At 38.8% G+C, this 25,129-nt stretch carries 17 protein-coding genes and 1 other RNA gene; 16 read left to right on the forward strand and 2 right to left on the reverse strand.

The features are described 5' to 3' along the window. From glf to FQT24_RS09845, 8 genes are all read left to right on the forward strand, one after another. Positions 1-1,113: a UDP-galactopyranose mutase gene (gene glf, locus FQT24_RS09810; RefSeq protein WP_049546749.1), complete on the forward strand. Its 1,113-nt coding sequence runs from the start codon at positions 1-3 to the stop codon at positions 1,111-1,113. After that, positions 1,100-2,092 (forward strand): stealth family protein, encoded by a 993-nt coding sequence (locus FQT24_RS09815; protein ID WP_025169761.1) that lies wholly within the window; start codon positions 1,100-1,102, stop codon positions 2,090-2,092. The genes glf and FQT24_RS09815 overlap by 14 nt, the downstream gene beginning before the upstream one ends. Positions 2,093-2,102: 10 nt before the next feature. Beyond that, positions 2,103-3,167, forward strand: coding sequence for a glycosyltransferase (locus tag FQT24_RS09820; protein ID WP_024056727.1), 1,065 nt, complete (start codon positions 2,103-2,105; stop codon positions 3,165-3,167). A 78-nt stretch (positions 3,168-3,245) separates the two neighbouring features. Beyond that, positions 3,246-4,115, forward strand: coding sequence for a glucose-1-phosphate thymidylyltransferase RfbA (gene rfbA / locus FQT24_RS09825; protein WP_033685501.1), 870 nt, complete (start codon positions 3,246-3,248; stop codon positions 4,113-4,115). Continuing rightward, the gene (locus FQT24_RS09830; RefSeq protein ID WP_033685499.1) at positions 4,116-4,709 is read left to right on the forward strand and encodes a dTDP-4-dehydrorhamnose 3,5-epimerase family protein; all 594 of its coding nucleotides are present in this window, start codon (positions 4,116-4,118) and stop codon (positions 4,707-4,709) included. It begins immediately after the preceding gene. 13 nt (positions 4,710-4,722) lie between these two features. Continuing rightward, positions 4,723-5,772 (forward strand): dTDP-glucose 4,6-dehydratase, encoded by a 1,050-nt coding sequence (gene rfbB / locus FQT24_RS09835; RefSeq protein WP_049546750.1) that lies wholly within the window; start codon positions 4,723-4,725, stop codon positions 5,770-5,772. A gap of 65 nt (positions 5,773-5,837) precedes the next feature. Then, the gene (rfbD, locus tag FQT24_RS09840) at positions 5,838-6,701 is read left to right on the forward strand and encodes a dTDP-4-dehydrorhamnose reductase (protein WP_143952881.1); all 864 of its coding nucleotides are present in this window, start codon (positions 5,838-5,840) and stop codon (positions 6,699-6,701) included. A 298-nt stretch (positions 6,702-6,999) separates the two neighbouring features. Then, a complete protein-coding gene (locus FQT24_RS09845; RefSeq protein ID WP_033685495.1) occupies positions 7,000-8,979 on the forward strand; it encodes a peptide ABC transporter substrate-binding protein in 1,980 nt (659 codons plus the stop codon). A gap of 141 nt (positions 8,980-9,120) precedes the next feature. Here the strand turns inward: FQT24_RS09845 and pbp1a are convergent, their stop codons facing one another. Beyond that, positions 9,121-11,304: a penicillin-binding protein PBP1A gene (pbp1a, locus tag FQT24_RS09850; protein ID WP_020903411.1), complete on the reverse strand. Its 2,184-nt coding sequence runs from the start codon at positions 11,302-11,304 to the stop codon at positions 9,121-9,123. Further along, a complete protein-coding gene (gene recU / locus FQT24_RS09855) occupies positions 11,301-11,897 on the reverse strand; it encodes a Holliday junction resolvase RecU (protein ID WP_143952882.1) in 597 nt (198 codons plus the stop codon). The genes pbp1a and recU overlap by 4 nt, the downstream gene beginning before the upstream one ends. Positions 11,898-11,963: 66 nt before the next feature. On the opposite strand from recU, the gene FQT24_RS09860 reads away from it, so the two are divergent. The 8 genes from FQT24_RS09860 to FQT24_RS09895 all read left to right on the forward strand — a co-directional run bounded on the left by FQT24_RS09860 (position 11,964) and on the right by FQT24_RS09895 (position 25,128). Next, complete coding sequence (locus tag FQT24_RS09860) at positions 11,964-12,491, forward strand: SLOG family protein (protein ID WP_143952883.1); 528 nt, start codon at positions 11,964-11,966, stop codon at positions 12,489-12,491. Positions 12,492-12,563: 72 nt separating this feature from the next. Beyond that, entirely contained in the window at positions 12,564-12,893 is a 330-nt protein-coding gene (gene gpsB / locus FQT24_RS09865; RefSeq protein WP_070842756.1) for a cell division regulator GpsB, read from the forward strand. Between the two features lie 26 nt (positions 12,894-12,919). Then, positions 12,920-13,301: RNase P RNA component class B (gene rnpB, locus FQT24_RS09870), an RNA gene on the forward strand. Between the two features lie 84 nt (positions 13,302-13,385). Continuing rightward, positions 13,386-14,543 carry a THUMP domain-containing class I SAM-dependent RNA methyltransferase gene (locus FQT24_RS09875; RefSeq protein ID WP_143952884.1) on the forward strand — a complete coding sequence of 386 codons (1,158 nt, stop codon included), beginning with the start codon at positions 13,386-13,388 and terminating at the stop codon, positions 14,541-14,543. A gap of 12 nt (positions 14,544-14,555) precedes the next feature. Then, a complete protein-coding gene (mapZ, locus tag FQT24_RS09880; RefSeq protein WP_143952885.1) occupies positions 14,556-15,974 on the forward strand; it encodes a cell division site-positioning protein MapZ in 1,419 nt (472 codons plus the stop codon). 75 nt (positions 15,975-16,049) lie between these two features. Then, positions 16,050-17,474, forward strand: a complete 1,425-nt coding sequence (gene gndA / locus FQT24_RS09885) for an NADP-dependent phosphogluconate dehydrogenase (protein WP_143952886.1) — start codon at positions 16,050-16,052, stop codon at positions 17,472-17,474. An 11-nt stretch (positions 17,475-17,485) separates the two neighbouring features. Further along, entirely contained in the window at positions 17,486-18,175 is a 690-nt protein-coding gene (locus FQT24_RS09890; RefSeq protein ID WP_143952887.1) for a response regulator transcription factor, read from the forward strand. Between the two features lie 632 nt (positions 18,176-18,807). Further along, a complete protein-coding gene (locus FQT24_RS09895; RefSeq protein ID WP_143952888.1) occupies positions 18,808-25,128 on the forward strand; it encodes a Rib/alpha-like domain-containing protein in 6,321 nt (2,106 codons plus the stop codon). Position 25,129 lies beyond the last annotated feature (1 nt).

Here is a 25,129-nt window from a genome sequence, read left to right on the forward strand (position 1 = left end):
ATGTACGATTATCTAATCGTTGGTGCTGGTTTGTCTGGAGCAATTTTTGCTTATGAAGCAACCAAGCGTGGAAAAAAAGTAAAAGTTATTGATAAACGTGACCACATTGGTGGGAATATCTACTGTGAGAATGTAGAAGGGGTTAATGTTCATAAATATGGTGCACATATCTTCCATACTTCTAATAAGAAAGTCTGGGATTATGTTAATCAATTTGCTGAATTTAACAACTATATCAACTCGCCTGTAGCTAATTATAAGGGTAGCCTTTATAATCTACCTTTCAATATGAATACTTTCTATGCTATGTGGGGGACAAAAACTCCTCAAGAAGTGAAAAATAAGATTGCTGAGCAAACGGCTCATATGAAGGACGTTGAACCTAAAAACTTGGAAGAGCAAGCTATTAAGTTGATCGGTCTAGATATTTATGAAAAATTGATTAAAGGATATACTGAAAAGCAATGGGGACGTTCTGCGACTGACCTTCCACCGTTTATCATTAAACGTTTACCAGTTCGTTTAACCTTTGATAATAATTATTTTAACGACCGTTATCAAGGGATTCCAATTGGAGGGTACAACGTTATTATCGAAAATATGCTGAAGGATGTGGAAGTAGAACTTGGAGTTGACTTTTTTGCCAATCGTCAAGAATTAGAAGCTTCTGCTGAAAAAGTTGTCTTTACAGGGATGATTGACCAATACTTTGATTATAAACATGGTGAGTTAGAATACCGTAGTCTTCGTTTTGAGCATGAAGTTCTAGATGAAGAAAACTATCAAGGAAACGCAGTTGTAAACTATACAGAACGAGAAATTCCTTATACTCGTATTATTGAGCATAAACATTTTGAGTACGGCACACAAGATAAAACGGTCATTACTCGTGAGTACCCAGCAGATTGGAAACGAGGAGATGAACCTTATTATCCAATCAATGATGAGAGAAACAATGCTATGTTTGCTAAGTATCAAGAAGAAGCAGCACAGAATGATAAGGTGATTTTCTGCGGACGTTTAGCAGACTACAAATACTACGACATGCATGTGGTCATTGAACGTGCCCTACATGTTGTAGAGGAAGAGTTTAACAAAGATAATGAAGGATAAAATTGATATTGTTGTTTTATGGGTAGATGGGAATGATCCTAACTTTATTAAGGAAAAACAAAGAGTAACTAGTCAAAAGGAATCGTTAAATGCAGACGCTGATGGTGAACAGCGTTATCGAGAATATGGAATTTTTCAGTATTGGTTTCGTATGATTGAGAGACATGCACCGTGGGTCAATAATATTTATTTAATTACGAATGGTCAAAAGCCGAGCTGGCTGAACCTTAGTCATCCAAAGTTGAGATTTATATCACATAAGGAATTTATTCCAGAATCCTATCTTCCAACTTTTAATTCTGCGACTATTGAGTTAAATCTTCATAGAATTGAAGGCTTGTCTGAAAATTTTATTTATTTTAACGATGACATGTATTTGATAAAAGATGTAAAGCCTTCAGATTTCTTCAAAAATAATAAACCGAGGCTTTTAGCAGTTTACGATGCTTTAGTTCCATGGTCCTCGTATACAAACACTTATCATAATAACGTTGAATTGATTTATCGTCATTTCCCCAAAAAGCAAGCCTTAAAGTCTTCGCCTTGGAAATTTTTTAATTATAGATATGGTGCTTTAATATTGAAGAATATCTTATTACTTCCATGGGGCCCTACGGGGTATGTAAATCAACATCTTCCAGTTCCAATGAAAAAGAGTACTTTAGCTCATCTTTGGAAAATCGAGTCGGAGGTATTGGATAGAACGTCACGGAATCAATTCAGAAATTATGGGGTGGATGTGAATCAGTATATTTGTCAGCACTGGCAAATTGAAAGTAATGAGTTTTATCCAATTTCAAAAAATATGGGTGAATCAATTGAGCTAAATCAAATTGATAAGCTGAAGAAAATTTTTGGAAATAAGAAGCGAAAACTACTATGTGTGAATGATAGTATTAATATTGATGAAAGAAATATTATACTTTTCAAAAAATTATTAGAAGAACGCTATCCAGAAAAGTCATCTTTTGAAAAATGAAAGGTAAAATATGAAATACTACTTAAAAGAAGAATTTTTAAATGATGTTAACCAAAAAAATGCTGGCAATAAGGCACGTAATGATGTTGAAACTGTGTTAAATGAGTTGGGATATATCCCTTTAAGAGTATTGGTTGATGATTGGTATAAAATGAATGTACTCAAGGCACAGATACATAAATATCAAGCACTATCAAAAGCATTCAAACTTTTAAAAAGAGGCGATGAGATTGTTATCCAATTTCCATTATTACACCATTCCTTACTATTTAGTAATTTACTAAAATCCCTTAGAAAAAAAGGAGTTAAAACCTATTTTCTGATTCATGATTTAGAAACTTTACGTTTTGTAAATGATGAAACATTACCTTTTAGAATGAAATTACGTATGAAAATTACGGAGGGATCTTCTTTACATTATGTAAATGGTATTATTGCTCATAATAAAGTAATGAAAGGAGTATTAGTCAATAAAGGAGTTCTTGGAGAAAAAATTACTAATTTAGAAATCTTTGATTATTTAATTCCAGATTTTATAGAAAAAACTAGTTTAAGAAAAGAACAACCAATAATTGTTGCAGGAAATTTATCACAAGATAAAGCAGCATATCTATACTCATTACCTATAGAACCACAATTTAATTTATATGGTGTTGGATTTGATGAGTCTAGGAAGTTATCTAATGAAACCTACTTTGGTTCATTTCTTCCAGATGAACTTCCATCAGTATTGGAAGGAAGTTTTGGTTTAGTTTGGGATGGTGACAGTTCTGAGACTTGTAGTGGATTTTTTGGAGAGTATCTACGCTATAACAATTCTCATAAAGCGTCACTTTATTTGGCTTCTGGTTTCCCTATCATTGTTTGGAAGGAATCTGCTTTGTCTCATTTTGTCTTAAAGAATAATTGTGGTATCACAGTTGATTCTTTGTTTGACATACAAGAAACAATCAATAATATTTCGGAAGAAGAATATCAAGAGTTAGTAGAAAATGCACAAAAGGTAGGAAATAATATAAGATCAGGATATTATTTGAAAATAGCTTTAGAGAAACTAACTAAATACTTAGTTTAAATTCACTAAGTAATGTATCATTTGTCTCTGATTACTAATTAGAAAAATTCTAATTTAATATAGAAAGGTAGTTCGATTATGAAAGGTATTATCCTTGCAGGAGGTTCAGGAACTCGCTTGTATCCTTTGACTCGTGCTATATCCAAACAACTGATGCCGGTTTATGATAAACCCATGATTTATTATCCTCTATCGACACTCATGTTAGCTGGTATCAAAGATATTTTAATTATCTCGACTCCTCATGATTTACCTCGTTTTAAAGAGCTGCTTCAAGATGGTTCGGAGTTGGGAATTAATCTTTCTTATGCGGAACAACCTAGTCCAGATGGATTGGCTCAGGCCTTCATTATCGGTGAAAAATTTATTGGAAATGACAGTGTCGCCCTAATTTTAGGAGATAATATTTACTATGGTCCTGGTCTATCTAAAATGCTTCAGAAGGCTGCTAATAAGGAGAAAGGTGCAACTGTTTTTGGATATCAAGTTAAGGATCCTGAAAGATTTGGTGTTGTGGAATTTGATGAGGAGATGAATGCTATTTCTATTGAGGAAAAACCAGAACATCCTCGTTCCAATTATGCAGTGACCGGCCTTTATTTCTATGATAATGATGTTGTAGAAATTTCAAAAAATATTAAACCAAGCCCTCGTGGTGAATTGGAAATTACAGACGTAAACAAAGCATATCTAGAACGTGGAGACTTATCAGTTGAGCTAATGGGGCGTGGTTTTGCTTGGTTAGATACTGGAACTCATGAAAGTTTATTAGAGGCGTCACAGTACATTGAGACAGTGCAACGGATGCAAAATGTTCAAGTGGCAAACTTAGAAGAGATTGCTTATCGTATGGGTTATATCAGCCGTGAGGATGTATTAAAGTTAGCACAACCTCTTAAGAAAAATGAATACGGACAATATTTGCTCCGTTTGATTGGAGAAGAATAGATGACAGATAATTTTTTCGGTAAGACGCTTGCGGTTCGCAATGTCGAAGCTATTCCAGGTATGTTAGAATTTGATATCCCTGTTCATGGTGATAATCGTGGCTGGTTCAAAGAAAATTTCCAAAAGGAAAAAATGCTCCCCCTTGGTTTCCCAGAGTATTTCTTTACAGAAGGAAAATTACAAAATAATGTATCCTTCTCACGTAAAAATGTTCTCCGTGGTCTACACGCAGAACCTTGGGATAAGTACATTTCTGTAGCAGATGGTGGGAAGGTTCTGGGTTCTTGGGTTGATCTACGCGAGGGCGAAACTTTCGGAAATACCTATCAAACAGTAATTGATGCAAGTAAGGGTATCTTTGTTCCCCGTGGTGTGGCTAATGGATTTCAGGTTCTATCAGATACAGTCTCTTATAGCTATCTGGTCAACGATTATTGGGCATTAGATTTGAAACCTAAATATGCCTTTGTCAATTATGCAGATCCAGAATTAGGAATTGAGTGGGCCAATCTTGCTGAAGCAGAGGTTTCAGAAGCAGATAAAAATCATCCACTACTTAAGGATGTAAAACCTTTGAAAAAAGAAGATTTGTAAAAAAGGAAAGACTATGACTGAATACAAAAAAATTATCGTGACAGGTGGAGCAGGTTTTATCGGTTCTAACTTTGTTCATTATGTTTACAAGAACTTTCCAGATGTTCACGTGACAGTATTAGACAAGTTGACTTATGCTGGAAATCGCGCTAATATTGAAAAAATTTTAGGTGATCGTGTTGAGTTGGTTGTTGGAGATATTGCTGATGCGGAGTTGGTAGACAAGTTGGCTGTTCAAGCAGATGCTATCGTTCATTATGCAGCGGAAAGTCACAATGACAATTCACTGAATGATCCATCACCGTTTATACATACTAACTTCATCGGAACCTATACTCTTTTGGAAGCAGCTCGCAAATATAATATTCGCTTCCACCATGTATCGACAGATGAAGTTTATGGGGATCTCCCTCTCCGTGAGGATTTGCCAGGATATGGTGAAGGTCCAGGTGAGAAATTTACTGCTGATACCAAATACAATCCTAGCTCTCCATACTCATCAACCAAGGCCGCTTCAGACTTGATTGTAAAAGCCTGGGTACGATCATTTGGTGTCAAGGCAACGATTTCTAACTGTTCAAATAACTACGGTCCTTATCAACACATTGAAAAATTCATCCCACGTCAGATTACCAACATCCTAAGTGGAATTAAGCCAAAACTTTATGGTGAAGGTAAGAATGTTCGTGACTGGATTCATACCAATGATCATTCTTCGGGAGTTTGGACAATCTTGACAAAAGGTCAAATCGGTGAAACTTACTTAATCGGGGCTGATGGTGAGAAGAACAACAAGGAAGTTTTGGAACTTATCCTTAAGGAAATGGGCCAAGATGCAGATGCCTATGATCATGTAACTGACCGTGCAGGACATGACCTCCGCTATGCAATTGACGCTAGTAAGCTCCGTGATGAATTAGGCTGGAAACCAGAATTCACTAATTTTGAATCTGGTCTCAAGGAAACAATCAAGTGGTATACAGATAACCAAGAATGGTGGAAAGCAGAGAAAGAAGCTGTTGAAGCCAATTATGCTAAAACTCAGGAGATTATCAAATTATAAAAAGCAGGAAATAGTTGCTTTTTATTGCTATAGTGGGAAGAGTTACAGATTAGGAAGGTGTAGAGATGATTTTAATTACAGGAGCAAAAGGCCAATTAGGAACTGAACTTCGTTATTTATTAGATGAGCGTAATGAAGAATACGTAGCAGTAGATGTGGCTGAGATGGATATTACAAATGAAGAAATGGTTGAGAAAGTTTTCGAAGAAGTTAAACCGACTTTAGTATACCACTGTGCTGCCTACACCGCTGTTGATGCAGCAGAGGATGAAGGGAAAGAATTAGACTTTGCTATCAATGTTACGGGGACAGAAAATGTCGCAAAAGCATCTGAAAAGCATGGTGCAACCCTAGTTTATATTTCCACCGACTATGTCTTTGACGGTAAGAAACCAGTTGGACAAGAGTGGGAAGTTGATGATCGACCAGATCCACAGACAGAATATGGACGTACAAAGCGCATGGGAGAAGAGTTAGTTGAGAAGTATGTGTCTAATTTCTATATTATCCGTACTGCCTGGGTATTTGGAAATTACGGTAAAAACTTTGTTTTTACGATGCAAAACCTTGCGAAAACTCATAAGACATTAACGGTTGTAAATGACCAGCATGGTCGCCCAACTTGGACTCGTACCTTGGCTGAATTTATGACTTATCTAGCTGAAAATTGCAAGGAATTTGGTTACTATCATTTATCGAATGACGCAACAGAAGACACAACTTGGTATGATTTTGCAGTTGAAATTTTGAAAGATACAGATGTGGAAATCAAGCCAGTAGATTCAAGTCAATTTCCAGCAAAAGCTAAACGTCCGTTAAACTCAACAATGAGTCTGGCTAAAGCTAAAGCTACTGGATTTGTTATTCCAACTTGGCAAGATGCCTTGAAAGAATTTTATAAACAAGAAGTAAAAAGTGATATTAACTAATTTGAATCCTGGTCGTTAATGAACTCCCCACGAAAATAATAGATATAATATTCTCATGACAACAGCTTTGCAGTGTGTAAGAAATGAGTTAGATTAAAGAATTAAAACTGTTTCTCAGATGCTATTTTCAAATATGATTAATAATTCCTTGACTACCTAATGTAGTTGAGGTATTTTTGATATTATTCATATTTTTGCAAATCTATTGTTTAAAAAATAATTTTCTAAAATTCTGAAAATTCTATTGACAGGACTTTAAAAAGGGTCTATAATGGATAGAAAAACAAAGGAGAATACTATGAAAACAAGGAAAGTATTGGCTCTTGCGGGAGTCACTTTATTAGCAGCTGGTGTCTTAGCGGCTTGTTCTGGTGGTTCTGCTACTAAAGGTGAGCAGACTTTTGCATTTACCTACGAGACAGACCCAGATAATCTCAACTATTTGACAACCAGCAAGGCAGCTACTTCAAACATTACTAGTAACGTCATTGATGGATTGCTTGAAAATGACCGTTATGGGAATCTTGTTCCCTCTATGGCAGAGGACTGGTCAGTTTCTAAAGATGGTTTGACCTACACTTATAAGATTCGTCAGGATGCCAAGTGGTACACATCTGAAGGGGAAGAATATGCTCCTGTCAAGGCTCAAGACTTTGTAACAGGTCTTAAATATGCAACAGATAAGAAATCACAAGCTCTTTACTTGGTACAGGATTCAATCAAGGGGCTGGATGCTTATGCTAAGGGAGAAAATAAAGATTTTTCTCAAGTTGGAATTAAAGCCCTTGACGATCAAACAGTCCAATACACTTTGAACAAACCTGAAAGTTTTTGGAATTCTAAAACAACAATGGGTGTCTTGGCACCAGTTAATGAAGAGTTTTTGAACTCAAAAGGGGATGATTTTGCTAAAGCGACAGATCCAAGCAGTATCTTGTATAATGGTCCTTATTTGTTAAAATCTCTTGTGGCTAAATCTTCCGTTGAATTTGCAAAAAACCCTAACTACTGGGATAAAGATAATGTTCATGTTGATAAGATAAAATTGTCATTCTGGGATGGTCAAGATACCAGCAAACCTGCGGAAAACTTTAAAGATGGTAGTCTTACAGCAGCCAGACTTTATCCTACAAATGCAAGTTTTGCAGAACTTGAAAAAACGATGAAGGACAATATTGTCTATACCCAACAAGACTCTACGACTTATCTAGTTGGTACAAATATTGATCGTCAGTCCTATAAATATACTTCTAAGACTAGTGACGAACAAAAGACATCTACTAAAAAGGCTCTCTTAAACAAGGATTTCCGTCAGGCTATTGCCTTTGGTTTTGATCGTACGGCCTATGCTTCACAAGTGAACGGTGCCAGTGGTGCAAGCAAAATTTTGCGTAATCTCTTTGTGCCACCAACATTTGTTCAAGCAGATGGGAAAAACTTTGGCGATATGGTCAAAGAAAAATTAGTAACCTATGGGGATGAATGGAAGGATGTTAATCTGGCCGATGCCCAAGATGGTCTCTACAATCCTGAAAAAGCCAAGGCCGAATTTGCTAAGGCTAAGTCAGCTTTACAGGCAGAAGGCGTGACTTTCCCAATTCACCTAGACATGCCTGTTGATCAGACAGCAACTACAAAAGTTCAACGTGTTCAATCTTTCAAACAATCGGTTGAAGAAACCTTGGGTACAGATAATGTCGTAATTGATATTCAACAACTACAAAAAGATGAAGTCTTGAATATTACCTACTTTGCTGAAACAGCAGCTGGGGAAGATTGGGATATTTCAGATAATGTTGGTTGGTCTCCAGACTTTGCGGATCCATCTACTTACCTCGATATTATCAAACCATCAGTTGGTGAAAACACTAAAACCTACTTTGGCTTTGATTCTGGTACAGATAATGCTGCAGCTAAGAAGGTTGGTCTGAACGACTATGAGAAATTGGTAACTGAAGCTGGAAATGAGACAATAGATGTAGCAAAACGTTATGATAAGTATGCTACAGCCCAAGCTTGGTTGACAGATAGTGCCTTGATTATTCCAACAACATCACTCACTGGTCGCCCAATCTTGTCTAAGATGGTACCATTTACGATGCCGTTTGCCTTCTCTGGTAACAAGGGGACAAGCGATCCGCTCCTATACAAATACTTGGAACTTCAAGACAAGGCAGTCACTGTGGATGAATACCAAAAAGCTCAAGATAAATGGATGAAAGAAAAAGAAGAATCCAATAAAAAAGCGCAAGAAGAACTTGCAAAACATGTGAAATAAGATAAAAAGAAGTTAGTTATTCGCTAACTTCTTTTGGTTTATCGAAAATGAGTTGAAACCTCTCTTCACTTTCAAAGATTATGAAACTAATTTTTTTGTAGAAAAAATCCTGAGTTTTTATTCTCAGGATTTTCTTTCATCTCACTGTTGTGGTTGTTGAACTTGTGGATTTTGTGGCGTTGGTTGTACTGGTTGTGTCGGTTGAACAGCCTGACTAGCTTGTCCTTGATTAGGATCAGTTGCTGGAGCATTATTGGGTTGTTGACCAACCGTCGTACTTGCCTGTGTAGTTGAACTTTCAGCTGTTGTGCTTGGAGTTTCTACTGTTTGTGTTTGTTGTGTAGCTGGATTATTCCAAGTGTTCTTAGCACTATTTTGGAAGACGAATTCTCCATTTCGGAATAGGCCGTCTGGCATCGTCCAATCTCCAGGTTGGTCATCTTCTGATAGATACGATATCATTGAGCGATAAACCTTAGCAGCAACTAGGAAACCATCTCCAACGATTGGAGTTAAACGATTTGAGTAACCAGTCCATACAGCCATAGAATACTTACGAGTATAACCTACAAACATTTCATCTGGAGCTACGTAGCCAGTGTTCTTGATATACTTTTCAATTTCGTCGTCAGTATAGTTAGAAGTACCTGTCTTACCTGCTTGTGGAAGCCATGGTAGGTAAGCACCCCGTCCGGTTCCGTAAGCTAAAACAGTTTTCATCATTTCGGTCATCATATAGGCAGTAGTTTCTTTCATAGCTCGTGTACCAGCATCAGAAAATTCTTTTTCACTACCATCACTAAAGACGATTTTATTGATATACATTGGTTTGTGGTAAATACCACCATTAGCAAAGGCGGCATAAGCAGCAGCCATTTTTTCACTACTTGCACCGTACTGTTTGTTGGATTCAGTTGTGTTACTTGAAATGGCGTTTGCGTAATGCATGCTTGGATAGTCGATACCAAGACCATTAAGGAAGGTTTTAGCTCTATCTAGACCGACCTTATTCAAAGTCTCAACGGCTGTGACGTTTCGTGATTGTTGAAGAGCATACTGGATTGTAATGTTTCCAAAGTAGCCATGATCCCAGTTGTAGACTGGAGTATCAGTGCCAGGATAGTTATAAGGAACATCATGTACAATAGAAGCAGTAGAGTCATAGACTCCGTATTCTAAAGCGGGAGCATAGTCAGTGATTGGTTTCATAGTAGAACCCCAGTCACGATTGGTTTCAACGGCTTGGTTGATTCCGAAAGATACATTACTTGATTGGTGACGTGCCCCTAACTGAGCAATGACTTTACCATTTGTTACATCCACGATAGTGGAAGCTACTTGGAGTTCATCATCTGGATAAGCAACGTATTCATCTGTGTTATAAACATCCCAAAGTCTCTGTTGAACATTTTTGTCGACATTAGTATAGACTTCCATACCTGTGGTAAGAAGGTTGTAGCCCGTTTCTTGTTCGACTTGGTCGATTACTTCTTTGAGGTAGTTGTCCATATAGGCTGGGTAACTATTGGCTGACTTCAAGCTTTGAAGACCGTCAGTGATAGGCGTATTAATAGCTTTTTCGTAATCTTCTGCACTGATATACTTCTGTCCCTTCATTTCTGAAAGTACCAAGTTACGACGCTCTAGAGCAGCTTCTGGATGGGAATATGGATCATATTGGTTTGGTGCTTGAGGCATTCCGGCTAGGAGTGCTAACTGTGGCAAGCTTAAATCCTTCAAGTCTTTTCCATAGTAATTTTCGGCTGCGGTTTGCATTCCATAGTTACCGTTAGACATGTAGACTTTGTTGATGTAGTAGGTCAGGATTTCTTGCTTGGTTGCTTTTTGCTCTAATTGAACGGCTAGCCAAGCTTCTTGGGCTTTACGTGACAAGGTTTGATCGGCAGTTGAAGTAGAGAAATAAGTTAATTTAATCAATTGCTGAGTCAAGGTTGAAGCCCCTTGGAGCCCTCCTTTCCCTTGGAGGTTTCTCAGTGCCGCCCCCATGATACGAATGGTATCAACACCTCTATGATCAAAGAAACGGTGGTCTTCGATAGACACGATGGCCTTGACCAAGTCAGTAGGAATTTCATTTGCTTGGGCATTTACGCGACGTTCAGATCCAAGGTCAGCAATCAGTTCGTTTTTGTTGTCATAAATCTTGCTAGAGGTTGTCGCAACTAATTTACTTTCAGATAAGGCTGGAGCCTTGCTAACAAAGTAGAGGAAGACACCTCCACCTAATAGAAATAATGCGATAAATAAGGTAAGAAATGTAATTCCAATATACTTTAAGAATCGCAGAATGGTTTGTTTATTCATCTTGTTTTACCACCTAGTAAATGTTCTTTGATAATATCGAGATAGGGAATTTGAGGGAAAGCTCCTTGCTTTACTAAATATCCGTATTCTTGAATATATCCAAGTGGCATTGATTTTTGGCCCTTATCTTGATGATAAAAGCGAATCAAATCAAGTGCCGGCAACAAATAAGTTTCTTGTCGAGAAGAAAAATGAAGCAGTACGAAGCAAATGCCCTGCTGTTCTAGAACTTGTTCCATATGTTGAATCTGGTGAAGATGGAAGTTCTTCATTGGGATAGCATTTTTTTGCCGCGTTTCCTTGGCTTCAAAGTCAATGTAATGTCCTCTATATACGCCAGAGTAATCTGTTGTGGAAGCTTGTCTAAAATAGGCTTCTACAATTTTGGCTCGACTACGTTGAGGATAGTCTACTCGAACGATTTGAACAGGCGTTGGCTTTTTATGGATAACTGCCATATCATGCGTCAGATAGTAGTCGTTTGTAGCGTTGATCATCTTTTCAAAAGTCATTCCTCGATTTGCGAAATTTTTTGGTTGAGAAATGGATGTTTGGCTTTTTTTTGATGAAATTTTATGAGGATAGTTGACCATATTTCTCCTTATTGGTACAATAACATCACTCTATTATACCATAAAAATAGAAAGAAAGGTGTAAAAATGACTACAGCTTTAATTATGGGATATTCTAGTTTTGACTTGGGTTTGTTTAATGAAAAAGATATCAGGTTAAGAATTATAAAGAAAGCCATTCGCCGTGATTTAGAAAGTTTAGCAGAAGAAGGGATTAAATGGCTGGTCTTTACAGGAAACTTGGGATTTGAATCTTGGGTGCTTGATGTCGCAAATGAAATGAAAGACGAATATGATTTTAGCCTAGCGACCATTTTTGATTTTGAAACACACGGGGAAAATTGGAATGAAGCGAATCAGCTTAAACTTGGCCAATTTAAGCAGGTCGATTTTGTCAAATATGCCTATCCTAAATATGAACATATGGGGCAACTACGAGACTACCAACGATTTTTGCTGGAAAATACTGACTTCGCTTATTTTTTCTATGACCCAGAAAATGAGACCAAATTAAAATTTATAGACAATTTGATGAAAAATCAGGAAGGTTATCGCATAAAAAGGTTAACGTTTGAAGACTTAAATGAGCTAGCAGAAAATTTTTCTGAAAAGTAAGGCTTTGACCTTGATTTTTGTTTGCCTTTTTTTATATAATAATACTATTAGAAACCGAGAATGGAGAGAGAGATGGCAAGTATTATTTTTTCAGCAAAAGATATTTTTGAGCAAGAGTTTGGACGTGAAGTTCGTGGATATAGTAAGGTTGAAGTTGATGAATTTTTGGACGATGTCATCAAGGACTACGAAACTTATGCTGCCTTAGTCAAGTCTCTCCGTCAAGAAATTGCAGAGTTGAAGGAAGAATTGTCTCGCAAACCTGAATCTGCAACGGTTCAAGCAGAACCACTTGAAATGACAGCTACAACTTCTATGACGAATTTTGATATTTTGAAACGACTAAATCGTCTTGAGAAAGAAGTGTTTGGTAAACAAATTTTGGATAACTCTGATTTATAAGTATAAGAGTTTATTTGAAAAGTGCAATTTTTGGATAATCGCGTGAGGAGAATTTCTTTTCATGAGGAAAGTCCATGCTAGCACAGGCTGTGATGCCTGTAGTGTTTGTGCTAGGCGAAACCATAAGCCTAGGGACGAGAAATCGTTACGGCAGTTGAAATGGCTAAGTCCTTGGATAGGCCAGAGTAGGCTTGAAAGTGCCACAGTGACGGAGTCTTTCTGGAAACAGAGAGAGTGGAACGCGGTAAACCCCTCAAGCTAGCAACCCAAATTTCGGTCGGGGCATGGAGTACACGGAAACGAACGTAGTACTCTGACTGCTATCAGCTGTAAGTTGTTAGTGGTAGACAGATGATTATCGAAGGGAGTGGTCCTAGTCACTTCTGGAACAAAACATGGCTTATAGAAAATTGCATATAGGTTGGGGCTGAGAAAACTTTCTCAACCTCATTTTTTAAAGTGGACATACAGAAAGGTCTTATAAGACTGAAAATGAAAAAAGAATTTAATTTAATCGCTACTGCTGCAGCTGGTCTTGAGGCTGTCGTTGGTCGTGAAGTGCGAGAGTTGGGCTACGATTGTCAAGTTGAAAATGGCCGTGTTCGTTTTCAAGGAGATGCGAAAGCCATCATCGAAACCAACCTCTGGCTTCGAGCGGCAGACCGTATCAAGATTATCGTAGGAACTTTCCCAGCTAAGACTTTTGAAGAGCTCTTTCAGGGAGTTTTCGCTCTAGATTGGGAAAATTATTTACCGCTTGGGGCTCGTTTTCCGATTTCAAAAGCCAAATGTGTTAAATCTAAACTTCACAATGAGCCAAGTGTTCAGGCTATTTCTAAGAAAGCTGTTGTTAAGAAGTTGCAGAAACACTATGCCCGTCCAGAAGGGGTTCCTCTGATGGAAACTGGTCCTGAGTTTAAGATTGAGGTTTCTATTCTCAAAGATGTGGCAACTGTCATGATTGATACGACAGGGTCTAGCCTCTTTAAACGTGGTTATCGTACCGAAAAAGGGGGAGCTCCTATCAAGGAAAACATGGCGGCAGCCATTTTGCAACTCTCTAACTGGTATCCAGATAAGCCCTTGATTGATCCGACCTGTGGTTCAGGAACTTTCTGTATCGAGGCAGTTATGATTGCTAGGAAGATGGCTCCTGGTCTTCGTCGCTCCTTTGCCTTTGAGGAATGGGATTGGATTAGTGATCGTTTGATCCAAGAAGTGCGTACAGAAGCAGCTAAGAAAGTGGATCGTGAGCTTGAGCTAGATATCATGGGCTGTGATATCGATGCTCGCATGGTGGAAATTGCTAAGGCTAATGCACAGGCAGCAGGTGTTGCAGGAGATATTACCTTTAAGCAGATGCGCGTGCAGGATTTGCGTTCTGATAAAATCAATGGAGTGATTATCTCTAACCCACCTTATGGAGAACGCTTGTCAGATGATGCAGGGGTTACTAAGCTTTATGCTGAGATGGGGCAAGTATTTGCGCCTCTGAAAACCTGGAGTAAGTTTATCCTAACTAGCGATGAAGCCTTTGAGATCAAGTACGGTAGTCAAGCGGATAAGAAGCGTAAGTTGTACAACGGAACTTTAAAAGTTGATTTGTATCAATATTTTGGTCAACGTATTAAACGTCAGGAAGTAAAGTAGGAAGGAAAACTCATGAGTAAGAAAAGACGGAATCGTCATAAAACAGAACATCAAGAAGCGCAATTTGATTTTGATGATGCCAAAGAGCTAACGGTTGGAGAAGCCATGCGAAAAAATGAAGAGGTGGAAGCAGGTATGTTGCCTGGAGATTCTATCTTGGACAAGTATGTGAAACAACATAAAGATGAAATTGAAGCAGATAAGTTTGAAACACGTCAGTTTAGCAAGGATGATCTAGTTGAAAAAGAAGAGGTAGAAGAGATAGAGGAGACTCAGACTCTGGATAATTTGCTTCAAGAGCTTCGTGAGGAAACAGGAGTAACTTCTCCAGATCAAGAAGATGAATTGCGTCAGTTTGATGATTTAGAATTAACACGAGTTTCAGAAGCTCCTCTTGTCGAAGAATTTGAGACGGAAGAGGTACCATTAGTTGGAACGGAAGAGGCTCTCACACGTTCTCGAGTCACAGATAGTGAAGATGGAAAAAGTAAGAAGAAATGGGTGCTTTACGGTATTTTAGCAGCTTTAGTGGTTCTTATCCTTGGAACTGGTTATTATGTTTATCGTCAAGTGGCTCGTTCGACCAAGGAAATCCAAACTTCTCAATCAACTACAAATACGCAGTCAGATGCGGAAGAATTCAATAATTTATATGATGCCTTCTATACAGATAGCAACAAAACGGCTTTAAAAAATAGCCAGTTTGATAAACTGAGCCAACTGAAGACCTTACTTGATAAATTAGAAGGTAGTCGTGAATATACGCTTGCAAAATCTAAATATGATAGCCTCGAAACGCAAATCAAGGCCATCCAAGAGGTCAATGCTCAATTTGAAAAGCCAGCTATTGTTGATGGTGTTGTAGACACAAATGCCAAAGCTAAATCAGATGCTAAATTTACAGATATTAAAACTGGAAATACGGAGCTTGATAAAGTTCTAGATAAGGCTATCAGTCTTGGTAAGAGCCAGCAAACAAGTGCTTCAAGCTCAAGTTCAAGTCAAACTAGCAGCTCAAGCTCTAGTCAAGCAAGCGAAAATACTGCTAGTGAGACAAGCCCAAGTAGATCAAATACTGCATCAACTGAAACTAGAAGTACCCGCAGTGAAGTCAATATGGGTGTATCAAGTGCAGGAGTTGCTGTTCAAAGAAGTGCGAGTCGTGTTTCTTATAACCAGTCAGCTATTGATGATAGCAATAACTCTGCCTGGGATTTTGCTGACGGTATCTTAGAACAAATTCTAGCGACTTCACGATCACGTGGTTATATCACTGGTAACCAATATATCCTTGAGCGTGTTAATATCGTTAATGGCAATGGTTATTACAACCTCTACAAACCAGATGGAACCTATCTCTTTACCCTTAACTGTAAGACAGGATACTTTGTTGGAAATGGTTCTGGACATGCGGATGACTTGGACTACTAAGCAGTCGTTACAAAATTCTTTCTTTTCAAAAGTAAAAATGATAAAATAAAACAAATTAAACAAGAGGAGTGTCAAATGACAAAAGCTAACTTTGGTGTTGTTGGTATGGCCGTAATGGGTCGTAACCTTGCCCTTAATATTGAATCTCGTGGTTACACAGTTGCTATTTACAACCGTAGTAAAGAAAAAACTGAAGATGTAATTGCTTGCCATCCTGAAAAGAACTTTGTACCAAGCTATGACGTTGAAAGTTTTGTAAACTCAATCGAAAAACCTCGTCGTATCATGCTCATGGTTCAAGCTGGACCTGGTACAGATGCTACAATTCAAGCCCTTCTTCCACACCTTGACAAAGGTGATATCTTGATTGACGGAGGAAACACTTTCTACAAAGATACCATCCGTCGTAATGAAGAATTGGCAAACTCAGGTATCAACTTTATCGGTACTGGAGTTTCTGGTGGTGAAAAAGGTGCCCTTGAAGGTCCTTCTATCATGCCTGGTGGACAAAAAGAAGCATACGAATTGGTTGCGGATGTTCTTGAAGAAATCTCAGCTAAAGCACCAGAAGATGGCAAACCATGTGTGACTTACATCGGTCCTGATGGAGCTGGTCACTATGTGAAGATGGTCCACAACGGTATCGAGTATGGTGACATGCAATTGATCGCAGAAAGCTATGACTTGATGCAACATTTGCTTGGCCTTTCTGCAGAAGACATGGCTGAAATCTTTACTGAGTGGAACAAGGGTGAATTGGACAGCTACTTGATTGAAATCACAGCTGATATCTTGAGCCGTAAAGACGATGAAGGCCAAGATGGACCAATCGTAGACTACATCCTTGACGCTGCAGGTAACAAGGGAACTGGTAAATGGACTAGTCAATCATCACTTGACCTTGGTGTGCCATTGTCACTCATCACTGAGTCAGTATTTGCACGTTACATTTCAACTTACAAAGAAGAACGTGTACATGCTAGCAAGGTTCTTCCAAAACCAGCTGACTTCAAATTTGAAGGAGACAAGGCTGAGTTGATTGAAAAGATCCGTCAAGCCCTTTACTTCTCAAAAATCATTTCATACGCACAAGGTTTTGCGCAATTGCGTGTAGCTTCTAAAGAAAATAACTGGAACTTACCATTTGCGGACATCGCATCTATCTGGCGTGATGGCTGTATCATCCGTTCTCGTTTCTTGCAAAAGATTACAGATGCTTACAATCGTGATGCAGACCTTGCTAACCTTCTTTTGGATGAGTACTTCTTGGATGTCACTGCTAAGTACCAACAAGCAGTGCGTGATATCGTAGCTCTTGCTATTCAAGCTGGTGTACCAGTGCCAACTTTCTCAGCAGCTATTACTTACTTTGATAGCTACCGTTCAGCTGACCTTCCAGCTAACTTGATCCAAGCGCAACGTGACTACTTTGGTGCCCACACTTACCAACGTAAAGACAAAGAAGGAACCTTCCACTACTCTTGGTATGACGAAAAATAAGTAGGTCTGCCATGGGGAAACGGATTTTATTACTTGATAAAGAACGAAATCTAGCTCATTTTTTAAGTTTGGAACTCCAAAAAGAGCAATACCGAGTTGATCAGGTTGAGGAGGGGCAAAAAGCCCTCTCTATGGCTCTTCAGACAGACTATGACTTGATTTTATTGAATGCTCATCTGGGGGATATGACAGCCCAGGATTTTGCAGACAAGCTGAGTCGGACTAAGCCAGCCTCAGTTATCATGGTCTTGGACCATCGTGAAGAATTGCAAGATCAGATTGAGACAATCCAACGCTTTGCCGTTTCGTACATCTATAAGCCAGTTATTATTGAGAATCTGGTAGCTCGTATTTCAGCGATTTTCCGAGGTCGGGACTTTATCGACCAACACTGTAGTCAGATGAAGGTTCCAACGTCTTACCGCAATCTGCGTATGGATGTAGAACATCATACTGTTTATCGTGGCGAAGAGATGATTGCTCTGACGCGTCGTGAGTATGATCTTTTGGCTACTCTTATGGGAAGCAAGAAAGTCCTGACTCGTGAGCAGTTGTTGGAAAGTGTCTGGAAGTATGAAAGTGCGACAGAAACAAATATTGTGGATGTCTATATCCGTTATCTACGTAGCAAGCTTGATGTAAAAGGTCAAAAAAGCTACATTAAAACCGTGCGTGGTGTTGGTTACACCATGCAAGAATAGAATGGCAGTCATGCTCGTGTAACTGCTTTTTGAGCTCCATACTATCTGTAGCAGGAATCCCTGAATAATAGATAGTATGGAGCTTTTTTGAATAGCTACAAATGATGGCTTGTAATGGTCCAAAGGTCTGGTCAGGGAGAATGATTTCTTCTTGACCATAGTTTATTCTCAATGAAAATCAAGGAGTAAACTAGGAAGCTAGCTACAAGTTGCTCAAAACACTAGTTTTGAGGTTGCAGATGGAAGCTGACGCGGTTTGAAGAGTATTTGTATCTGATGAACTTTACTTTCATAGTTCCCTATTTTTTGGTACTCAAAAGAAATGGCTTATATGTAGGATAAGTTGACATGTTCTTTATAAGTATTCAAAAAATGGCATTTATCATAGTCTTGAAGAAAAGGAAAATTTTATTTTTATTTTAACGCTATAATATAATAAATGGTTTAAATCCTGAAATATTCTGAAAATAATGGAAAATAATAAAAAATAATTAATATAATTGACAAATCTGCTAATGTGAATTATAATATTGATTGTATGTGTATGTGTATGTGTATGTGTATGTGTATGTGTATGTGTATGTGTATGTGTATTACATGCTATTTTTTAGATATCAAAAGGAGAAAATGTGATGTATTTTAATCGTAAAAATGCAGAGCAAAAGAACTGGAGAATGATCAAAAAAGGGAAGCATTTCCTATTCGGTTGTTCTCTTGTTTTTGCAGTCGGAGCTAGTTTAGCTACCCAAGTGGTTCATGCAAACACAGCAGAAACTACTGTAGCAAACAACTCGACTACTGGGGATGTTAAACCTACACAGAACGGAGATGGCAAGACTTATGAGGCACCTGCTGTAGCAGAAAACAAGCCAGAAGTTGCTGGAACACCAGCTGTGTCTACAACAGAACCAGCAGTAGCGGCAAAACTTGATGGAGAAACTGCAAAAGAAGTTAAAGCTTTAGACAAAACTAAACTAGAAAACTACATTGCAGAAATCGAAGCAAAATTAGCTAACGGAACATACGAAAACAAAACTGAAGAAAGTGTTGCGGTACTAAAAGCTGACTTAGAAGCTGCAAAAGCTACATTAGCAAACGCAACAACTCAAGGTGAAATCACAAAAGCTTACAATAAACTTGTAACTACAGCTAACACTAAATTAAAAAATAAACCTGTAGAGAAAAAAGCAACTCCAGCAGTAGACACTACTAATGGAAAAGAAACTGTAGGTAAAAAAGCAGAAAACACTGAGAAAAAATCAGAATCTAACTCAATCGAAAACACAGGATCTAACGACCCACGTAACGGTAAAGCATTAGATAAAAATAATGCTTTTAGGGCGGAAATTGCCTATAATATTGATTCTCAGGGGAACGACTATGGGAAAAAAGACAGTGTTATTACTAGTGGTATAAGAGGTTCATCTGAATCGGGTAATGCAATAACTGCTGTTAATTCCGTAATGAAATATAGAGCTCGTTACAATACAGATGCTACTGGGAAAATTACTTCTGTAGACTGGCAAGTTTTTTTCAATGATCATTTACAAAATTTCGCTAATGACTATGGAGTAAAGAATGAAGTGTTCCGAAACTACATTCAGATTCCTAATGAAGTGAATATGCCTACGGATATTCGCCGATTGCAATATAAAGCGGAAATGAAATTTGTAGACAGAAAATATCAACTAGTTGGCGGAGATGGAACTGGTCTTAGTGATACTGTAACTTTTGATAACCCTACTCCAGCCACAGCAGCAGGACGTGCTCTTGCTAAAAATGAGAATTTGACAATAAATGGTAGTTGGGACAATTATACTAGAGGACTAGATACTCTGTATAATAATACTAGTTTCTATTATAAGGATGCTGTAAAAGACGAGATATCTGATACAAAAAATTTAGTAAACTCAAATGCTTTGCCAGGTAAGCGTGTTATCTATGATAATGCGAATACGGGTGGTAACTATAGAGACGGTTATGTTTGGGAGTTTACAACAACAGTTCCTGATAGAGTAACAAATGAACAGTTGAAAAATATGAAGGTTTCGATGGGGATGTTGAGTACCGGGACAGCAGGAGTTGACCACGGTTTCCACAGAATTGCAGAGAACCCTGTAAATCTATCAAAAGCTGATGTTACCCCTCCAACTGTAAAAACTCAAACAGTTAAAGTTAATGAACAACCAAAAGCAGAAAATTCAATTGCTAACTTCAAAGATCTTCCTGCTGGAACAAAAGCTGAGTTCAAGACACCAGTAAACACTGCAACGCCAGGAGAAAAAACAGCAACAGCAGTTGTAACATACTCAGATGGTTCGAAGGTAGAAGGACCAGTAAAAGTAATTGTTGAGAAAGAAGCAGCAACTCCAGCAGCGCCAGCAACTCCAGCAGCGCCAGCAACTCCAGCAGCGCCAGCAGTACCACCAACAGTAGAGATTAAATACTCAGATCCAGCGCCTAATAAAAAAGAAGTATATGTATATGCATCAGAAGTTAATTCATTTGATATTAAAATCAAAGATGATAGCGGAAAAATTGCAAGTGCTGAGTTAAGAAGAGGAAGTAACCAAGAATTTAAAGACGTAGCAGGAGAAACTAATAAACAAGATACTCAATACGGATTTACTGCGAATAAATTTACTTCTGAAACAACGGCAACAGCAGAGAATCCAGCTGTTATCACGTATACTGGTACTCCAGCACCAGAAGGAGATTTTACAAAAGAAAAATTTGAAAAAGCAATTCAAGATGGAGGAACTCCACTAGGATGGCGTTTTGTAAAAGCCATTGATAAAGATGGAGCAGATGCTAGAGGAAATGGTAGAGATGCTACTGACCCAACTGCGGTTAATGTAATTCTTAAACCTCAAACTTTAAAATATGATATCCAAACTCCAGCAGAAGCTGACAAAGTAGTTGTATCAGATGTTAACAATGTTACTGATAAAGAGTTTGAAAAAATTAAAGAGAAAGTTAAAGTTGAATATTCTCAAAACAATCCAGATGCACGTTTAGCTGACAAAAAAGGTAAAGAAGTAGAAGATGCTTCAAAAGTTGTTGATAAAGTAGAAAAAGAAGGAAACAATCTTGTTGTAACCTATAAAGATGGTTCTCAAGATAAAAAATCATTGTCAGAATTTGTACGTACAAATGAAAAACCAACAGTAGAAATTCAATATTCTGACCCAGCACCAGATAAAAAAGAAGTATATGTATATGCATCAGAAGTTAATTCATTTGATATTAAAATCAAAGATGATAGCGGAAAAATTGCAAGTGCTGAGTTAAGAAGAGGAAGTAACCAAGAATTTAAAGACGTAGCAGGAGAAACTAATAAACAAGATACTCAATACGGATTTACTGCGAATAAATTTACTTCTGAAACAACGGCAACAGCAGAGAATCCAGCTGTTATCACGTATACTGGTACTCCAGCACCAGAAGGAGATTTTACAAAAGAAAAATTTGAAAAAGCAATTCAAGATGGAGGAACTCCACTAGGATGGCGTTTTGTAAAAGCCATTGATAAAGATGGAGCAGATGCTAGAGGAAATGGTAGAGATGCTACTGACCCAACTGCGGTTAATGTAATTCTTAAACCTCAAACTTTAAAATATGATATCCAAACTCCAGCAGAAGCTGACAAAGTAGTTGTATCAGATGTTAACAATGTTACTGATAAAGAGTTTGAAAAAATTAAAGAGAAAGTTAAAGTTGAATATTCTCAAAACAATCCAGATGCACGTTTAGCTGACAAAAAAGGTAAAGAAGTAGAAGATGCTTCAAAAGTTGTTGATAAAGTAGAAAAAGAAGGAAACAATCTTGTTGTAACCTATAAAGATGGTTCTCAAGATAAAAAACCATTAGCAGACTTTGTTACTAAAGATACAACAGCTCCAGCTAAGCCAAATGCAGGTAACGATGTGGTTAAACCAGCAGATAAGACTGTGGTAGCGAACCCAGAAAAACTTACAGATGCTGAGAAGAAAGCCATCGAAGACAAAGTTAAAGCCGTGAATCCAGGTGCGACTGTAGTAGTAGACGATAAAGGAAACGCTACAGTGACAACACCATCAGGAAACACAGCCGTTATTCCAGCAGCAGACTTAACTAAGACAGCAGACGACGCAGCTAAGCCAAATGCAGGTAACGATGTGGTTAAACCAGCAGATAAGACTGTGGTAGCGAACCCAGAAAAACTTACAGATGCTGAGAAGAAAGCCATCGAAGACAAAGTTAAAGCCGTGAATCCAGGTGCGACTGTAGTAGTAGACGATAAAGGAAACGCTACAGTGACAACACCATCAGGAAACACAGCCGTTATTCCAGCAGCAGACTTAACTAAGACAGCAGACGACGCAGCTAAGCCAAATGCAGGTAACGATGTGGTTAAACCAGCAGATAAGACTGTGGTAGCGAACCCAGAAAAACTTACAGATGCTGAGAAGAAAGCCATCGAAGACAAAGTTAAAGCCGTGAATCCAGGTGCGACTGTAGTAGTAGACGATAAAGGAAACGCTACAGTGACAACACCATCAGGAAACACAGCCGTTATTCCAGCAGCAGACTTAACTAAGACAGCAGACGACGCAGCTAAGCCAAATGCAGGTAACGATGTGGTTAAACCAGCAGATAAGACTGTGGTAGCGAACCCAGAAAAACTTACAGATGCTGAGAAGAAAGCCATCGAAGACAAAGTTAAAGCCGTGAATCCAGGTGCGACTGTAGTAGTAGACGATAAAGGAAACGCTACAGTGACAACACCATCAGGAAACACAGCCGTTATTCCAGCAGCAGACTTAACTAATACAGCAGACGACGCAGCTAAGCCAAATGCAGGTAACGATGTGGTTAAACCAGCAGATAAGACTGTGGTAGCGAACCCAGAAAAACTTACAGATGCTGAGAAGAAAGCCATCGAAGACAAAGTTAAAGCCGTGAATCCAGGTGCGACTGTAGTAGTAGACGATAAAGGAAACGCTACAGTGACAACACCATCAGGAAACACAGCCGTTATTCCAGCAGCAGACTTAACTAAGACAGCAGACGACGCAGCTAAGCCAAATGCAGGTAACGATGTGGTTAAACCAGCAGATAAGACTGTGGTAGCGAACCCAGAAAAACTTACAGATGCTGAGAAGAAAGCCATCGAAGACAAAGTTAAAGCCGTGAATCCAGGTGCGACTGTAGTAGTAGACGATAAAGGAAACGCTACAGTGACAACACCATCAGGAAACACAGCCGTTATTCCAGCAGCAGACTTAACTAAGACAGCAGACGACGCAGCTAAGCCAAATGCAGGTAACGATGTGGTTAAACCAGCAGATAAGACTGTGGTAGCGAACCCAGAAAAACTTACAGATGCTGAGAAGAAAGCCATCGAAGACAAAGTTAAAGCCGTGAATCCAGGTGCGACTGTAGTAGTAGACGATAAAGGAAACGCTACAGTGACAACACCATCAGGAAACACAGCCGTTATTCCAGCAGCAGACTTAACTAAGACAGCAGACGACGCAGCTAAGCCAAATGCAGGTAACGATGTGGTTAAACCAGCAGATAAGACTGTGGTAGCGAACCCAGAAAAACTTACAGATGCTGAGAAGAAAGCCATCGAAGACAAAGTTAAAGCCGTGAATCCAGGTGCGACTGTAGTAGTAGACGATAAAGGAAACGCTACAGTGACAACACCATCAGGAAACACAGCCGTTATTCCAGCAGCAGACTTAACTAAGACAGCAGACGACGCAGCTAAGCCAAATGCAGGTAACGATGTGGTTAAACCAGCAGATAAGACTGTGGTAGCGAACCCAGAAAAACTTACAGATGCTGAGAAGAAAGCCATCGAAGACAAAGTTAAAGCCGTGAATCCAGGTGCGACTGTAGTAGTAGACGATAAAGGAAACGCTACAGTGACAACACCATCAGGAAACACAGCCGTTATTCCAGCAGCAGACTTAACTAAGACAGCAGACGACGCAGCTAAGCCAAATGCAGGTAACGATGTGGTTAAACCAGCAGATAAGACTGTGGTAGCGAACCCAGAAAAACTTACAGATGCTGAGAAGAAAGCCATCGAAGACAAAGTTAAAGCCGTGAATCCAGGTGCGACTGTAGTAGTAGACGATAAAGGAAACGCTACAGTGACAACACCATCAGGAAACACAGCCGTTATTCCAGCAGCAGACTTAACTAAGACAGCAGACGACGCAGCTAAGCCAAATGCAGGTAACGATGTGGTTAAACCAGCAGATAAGACTGTGGTAGCGAACCCAGAAAAACTTACAGATGCTGAGAAGAAAGCCATCGAAGACAAAGTTAAAGCCGTGAATCCAGGTGCGACTGTAGTAGTAGACGATAAAGGAAACGCTACAGTGACAACACCATCAGGAAACACAGCCGTTATTCCAGCAGCAGACTTAACTAAGATAGCAGACGATACCTTTAAACAACGTCCATATGTACCATCAAATGGTGGAGGCAATAACAGTAGTAACGGTAACGGAACTACTAACAATGATGCAAAAGTGGATAAAGCGAAGTTAGAAGGTGCTATTCGTCAACTAGATGAATTGATCATCAAAGAATCAGCTAAGCTTGATGCAGAAACTGCAAAAGAAGCGAATGCATTATCAGCAGATGCTAAGAAAGTATTTGCCAATGCAGACGCAACTCAAGCAGAAGTGGATGCAATGGTTAAACGTATCGAAGACTTCATGGCGAAAGTTGCTTCATCAACTGATCATGCAACTCCAGCTAATGACCAAGCTGCCCAAACACCAGCTAATGCTGGTCAAACAGCATCAGCACAAGCAAATGCGCGTAAAGCAGCTAAAGAATTGCCAAATACAGGTACAGCAGATTCTACTGTAGCTATGGTAGCAGCCGCCGCAAGTGCATTACTTGGTCTTGGTCTTGCAGGTCGTCGTCGTAAAGAAGATGAAGAAGCTTAAT

It is taken from the genome of Streptococcus mitis (assembly GCF_901542415.1).
Classification (GTDB): Bacteria; Bacillota; Bacilli; order Lactobacillales; family Streptococcaceae; genus Streptococcus; species Streptococcus mitis_BL.

Excerpts from the sequence above, each read along its gene's own strand:
- glf (WP_049546749.1), top strand. The coding sequence starts at position 1 with ATGTACGATTATCTAATCGTTGGTGCTGGTTTGTCTGGAGCAATTTTT.
- FQT24_RS09820 (WP_024056727.1), top strand. The coding sequence starts at position 2,103 with ATGAAATACTACTTAAAAGAAGAATTTTTAAATGATGTTAACCAAAAA.
- rfbA (WP_033685501.1), top strand. The coding sequence starts at position 3,246 with ATGAAAGGTATTATCCTTGCAGGAGGTTCAGGAACTCGCTTGTATCCT.
- FQT24_RS09830 (WP_033685499.1), top strand. The coding sequence starts at position 4,116 with ATGACAGATAATTTTTTCGGTAAGACGCTTGCGGTTCGCAATGTCGAA.
- rfbB (WP_049546750.1), top strand. The coding sequence starts at position 4,723 with ATGACTGAATACAAAAAAATTATCGTGACAGGTGGAGCAGGTTTTATC.
- rfbD (WP_143952881.1), top strand. The coding sequence starts at position 5,838 with ATGATTTTAATTACAGGAGCAAAAGGCCAATTAGGAACTGAACTTCGT.
- FQT24_RS09845 (WP_033685495.1), top strand. The coding sequence starts at position 7,000 with ATGAAAACAAGGAAAGTATTGGCTCTTGCGGGAGTCACTTTATTAGCA.
- pbp1a (WP_020903411.1), bottom strand. The coding sequence starts at position 11,304 with ATGAATAAACAAACCATTCTGCGATTCTTAAAGTATATTGGAATTACA.
- recU (WP_143952882.1), bottom strand. The coding sequence starts at position 11,897 with ATGGTCAACTATCCTCATAAAATTTCATCAAAAAAAAGCCAAACATCC.
- FQT24_RS09860 (WP_143952883.1), top strand. The coding sequence starts at position 11,964 with ATGACTACAGCTTTAATTATGGGATATTCTAGTTTTGACTTGGGTTTG.
- gpsB (WP_070842756.1), top strand. The coding sequence starts at position 12,564 with ATGGCAAGTATTATTTTTTCAGCAAAAGATATTTTTGAGCAAGAGTTT.
- FQT24_RS09875 (WP_143952884.1), top strand. The coding sequence starts at position 13,386 with ATGAAAAAAGAATTTAATTTAATCGCTACTGCTGCAGCTGGTCTTGAG.
- mapZ (WP_143952885.1), top strand. The coding sequence starts at position 14,556 with ATGAGTAAGAAAAGACGGAATCGTCATAAAACAGAACATCAAGAAGCG.
- gndA (WP_143952886.1), top strand. The coding sequence starts at position 16,050 with ATGACAAAAGCTAACTTTGGTGTTGTTGGTATGGCCGTAATGGGTCGT.
- FQT24_RS09890 (WP_143952887.1), top strand. The coding sequence starts at position 17,486 with ATGGGGAAACGGATTTTATTACTTGATAAAGAACGAAATCTAGCTCAT.
- FQT24_RS09895 (WP_143952888.1), top strand. The coding sequence starts at position 18,808 with ATGTATTTTAATCGTAAAAATGCAGAGCAAAAGAACTGGAGAATGATC.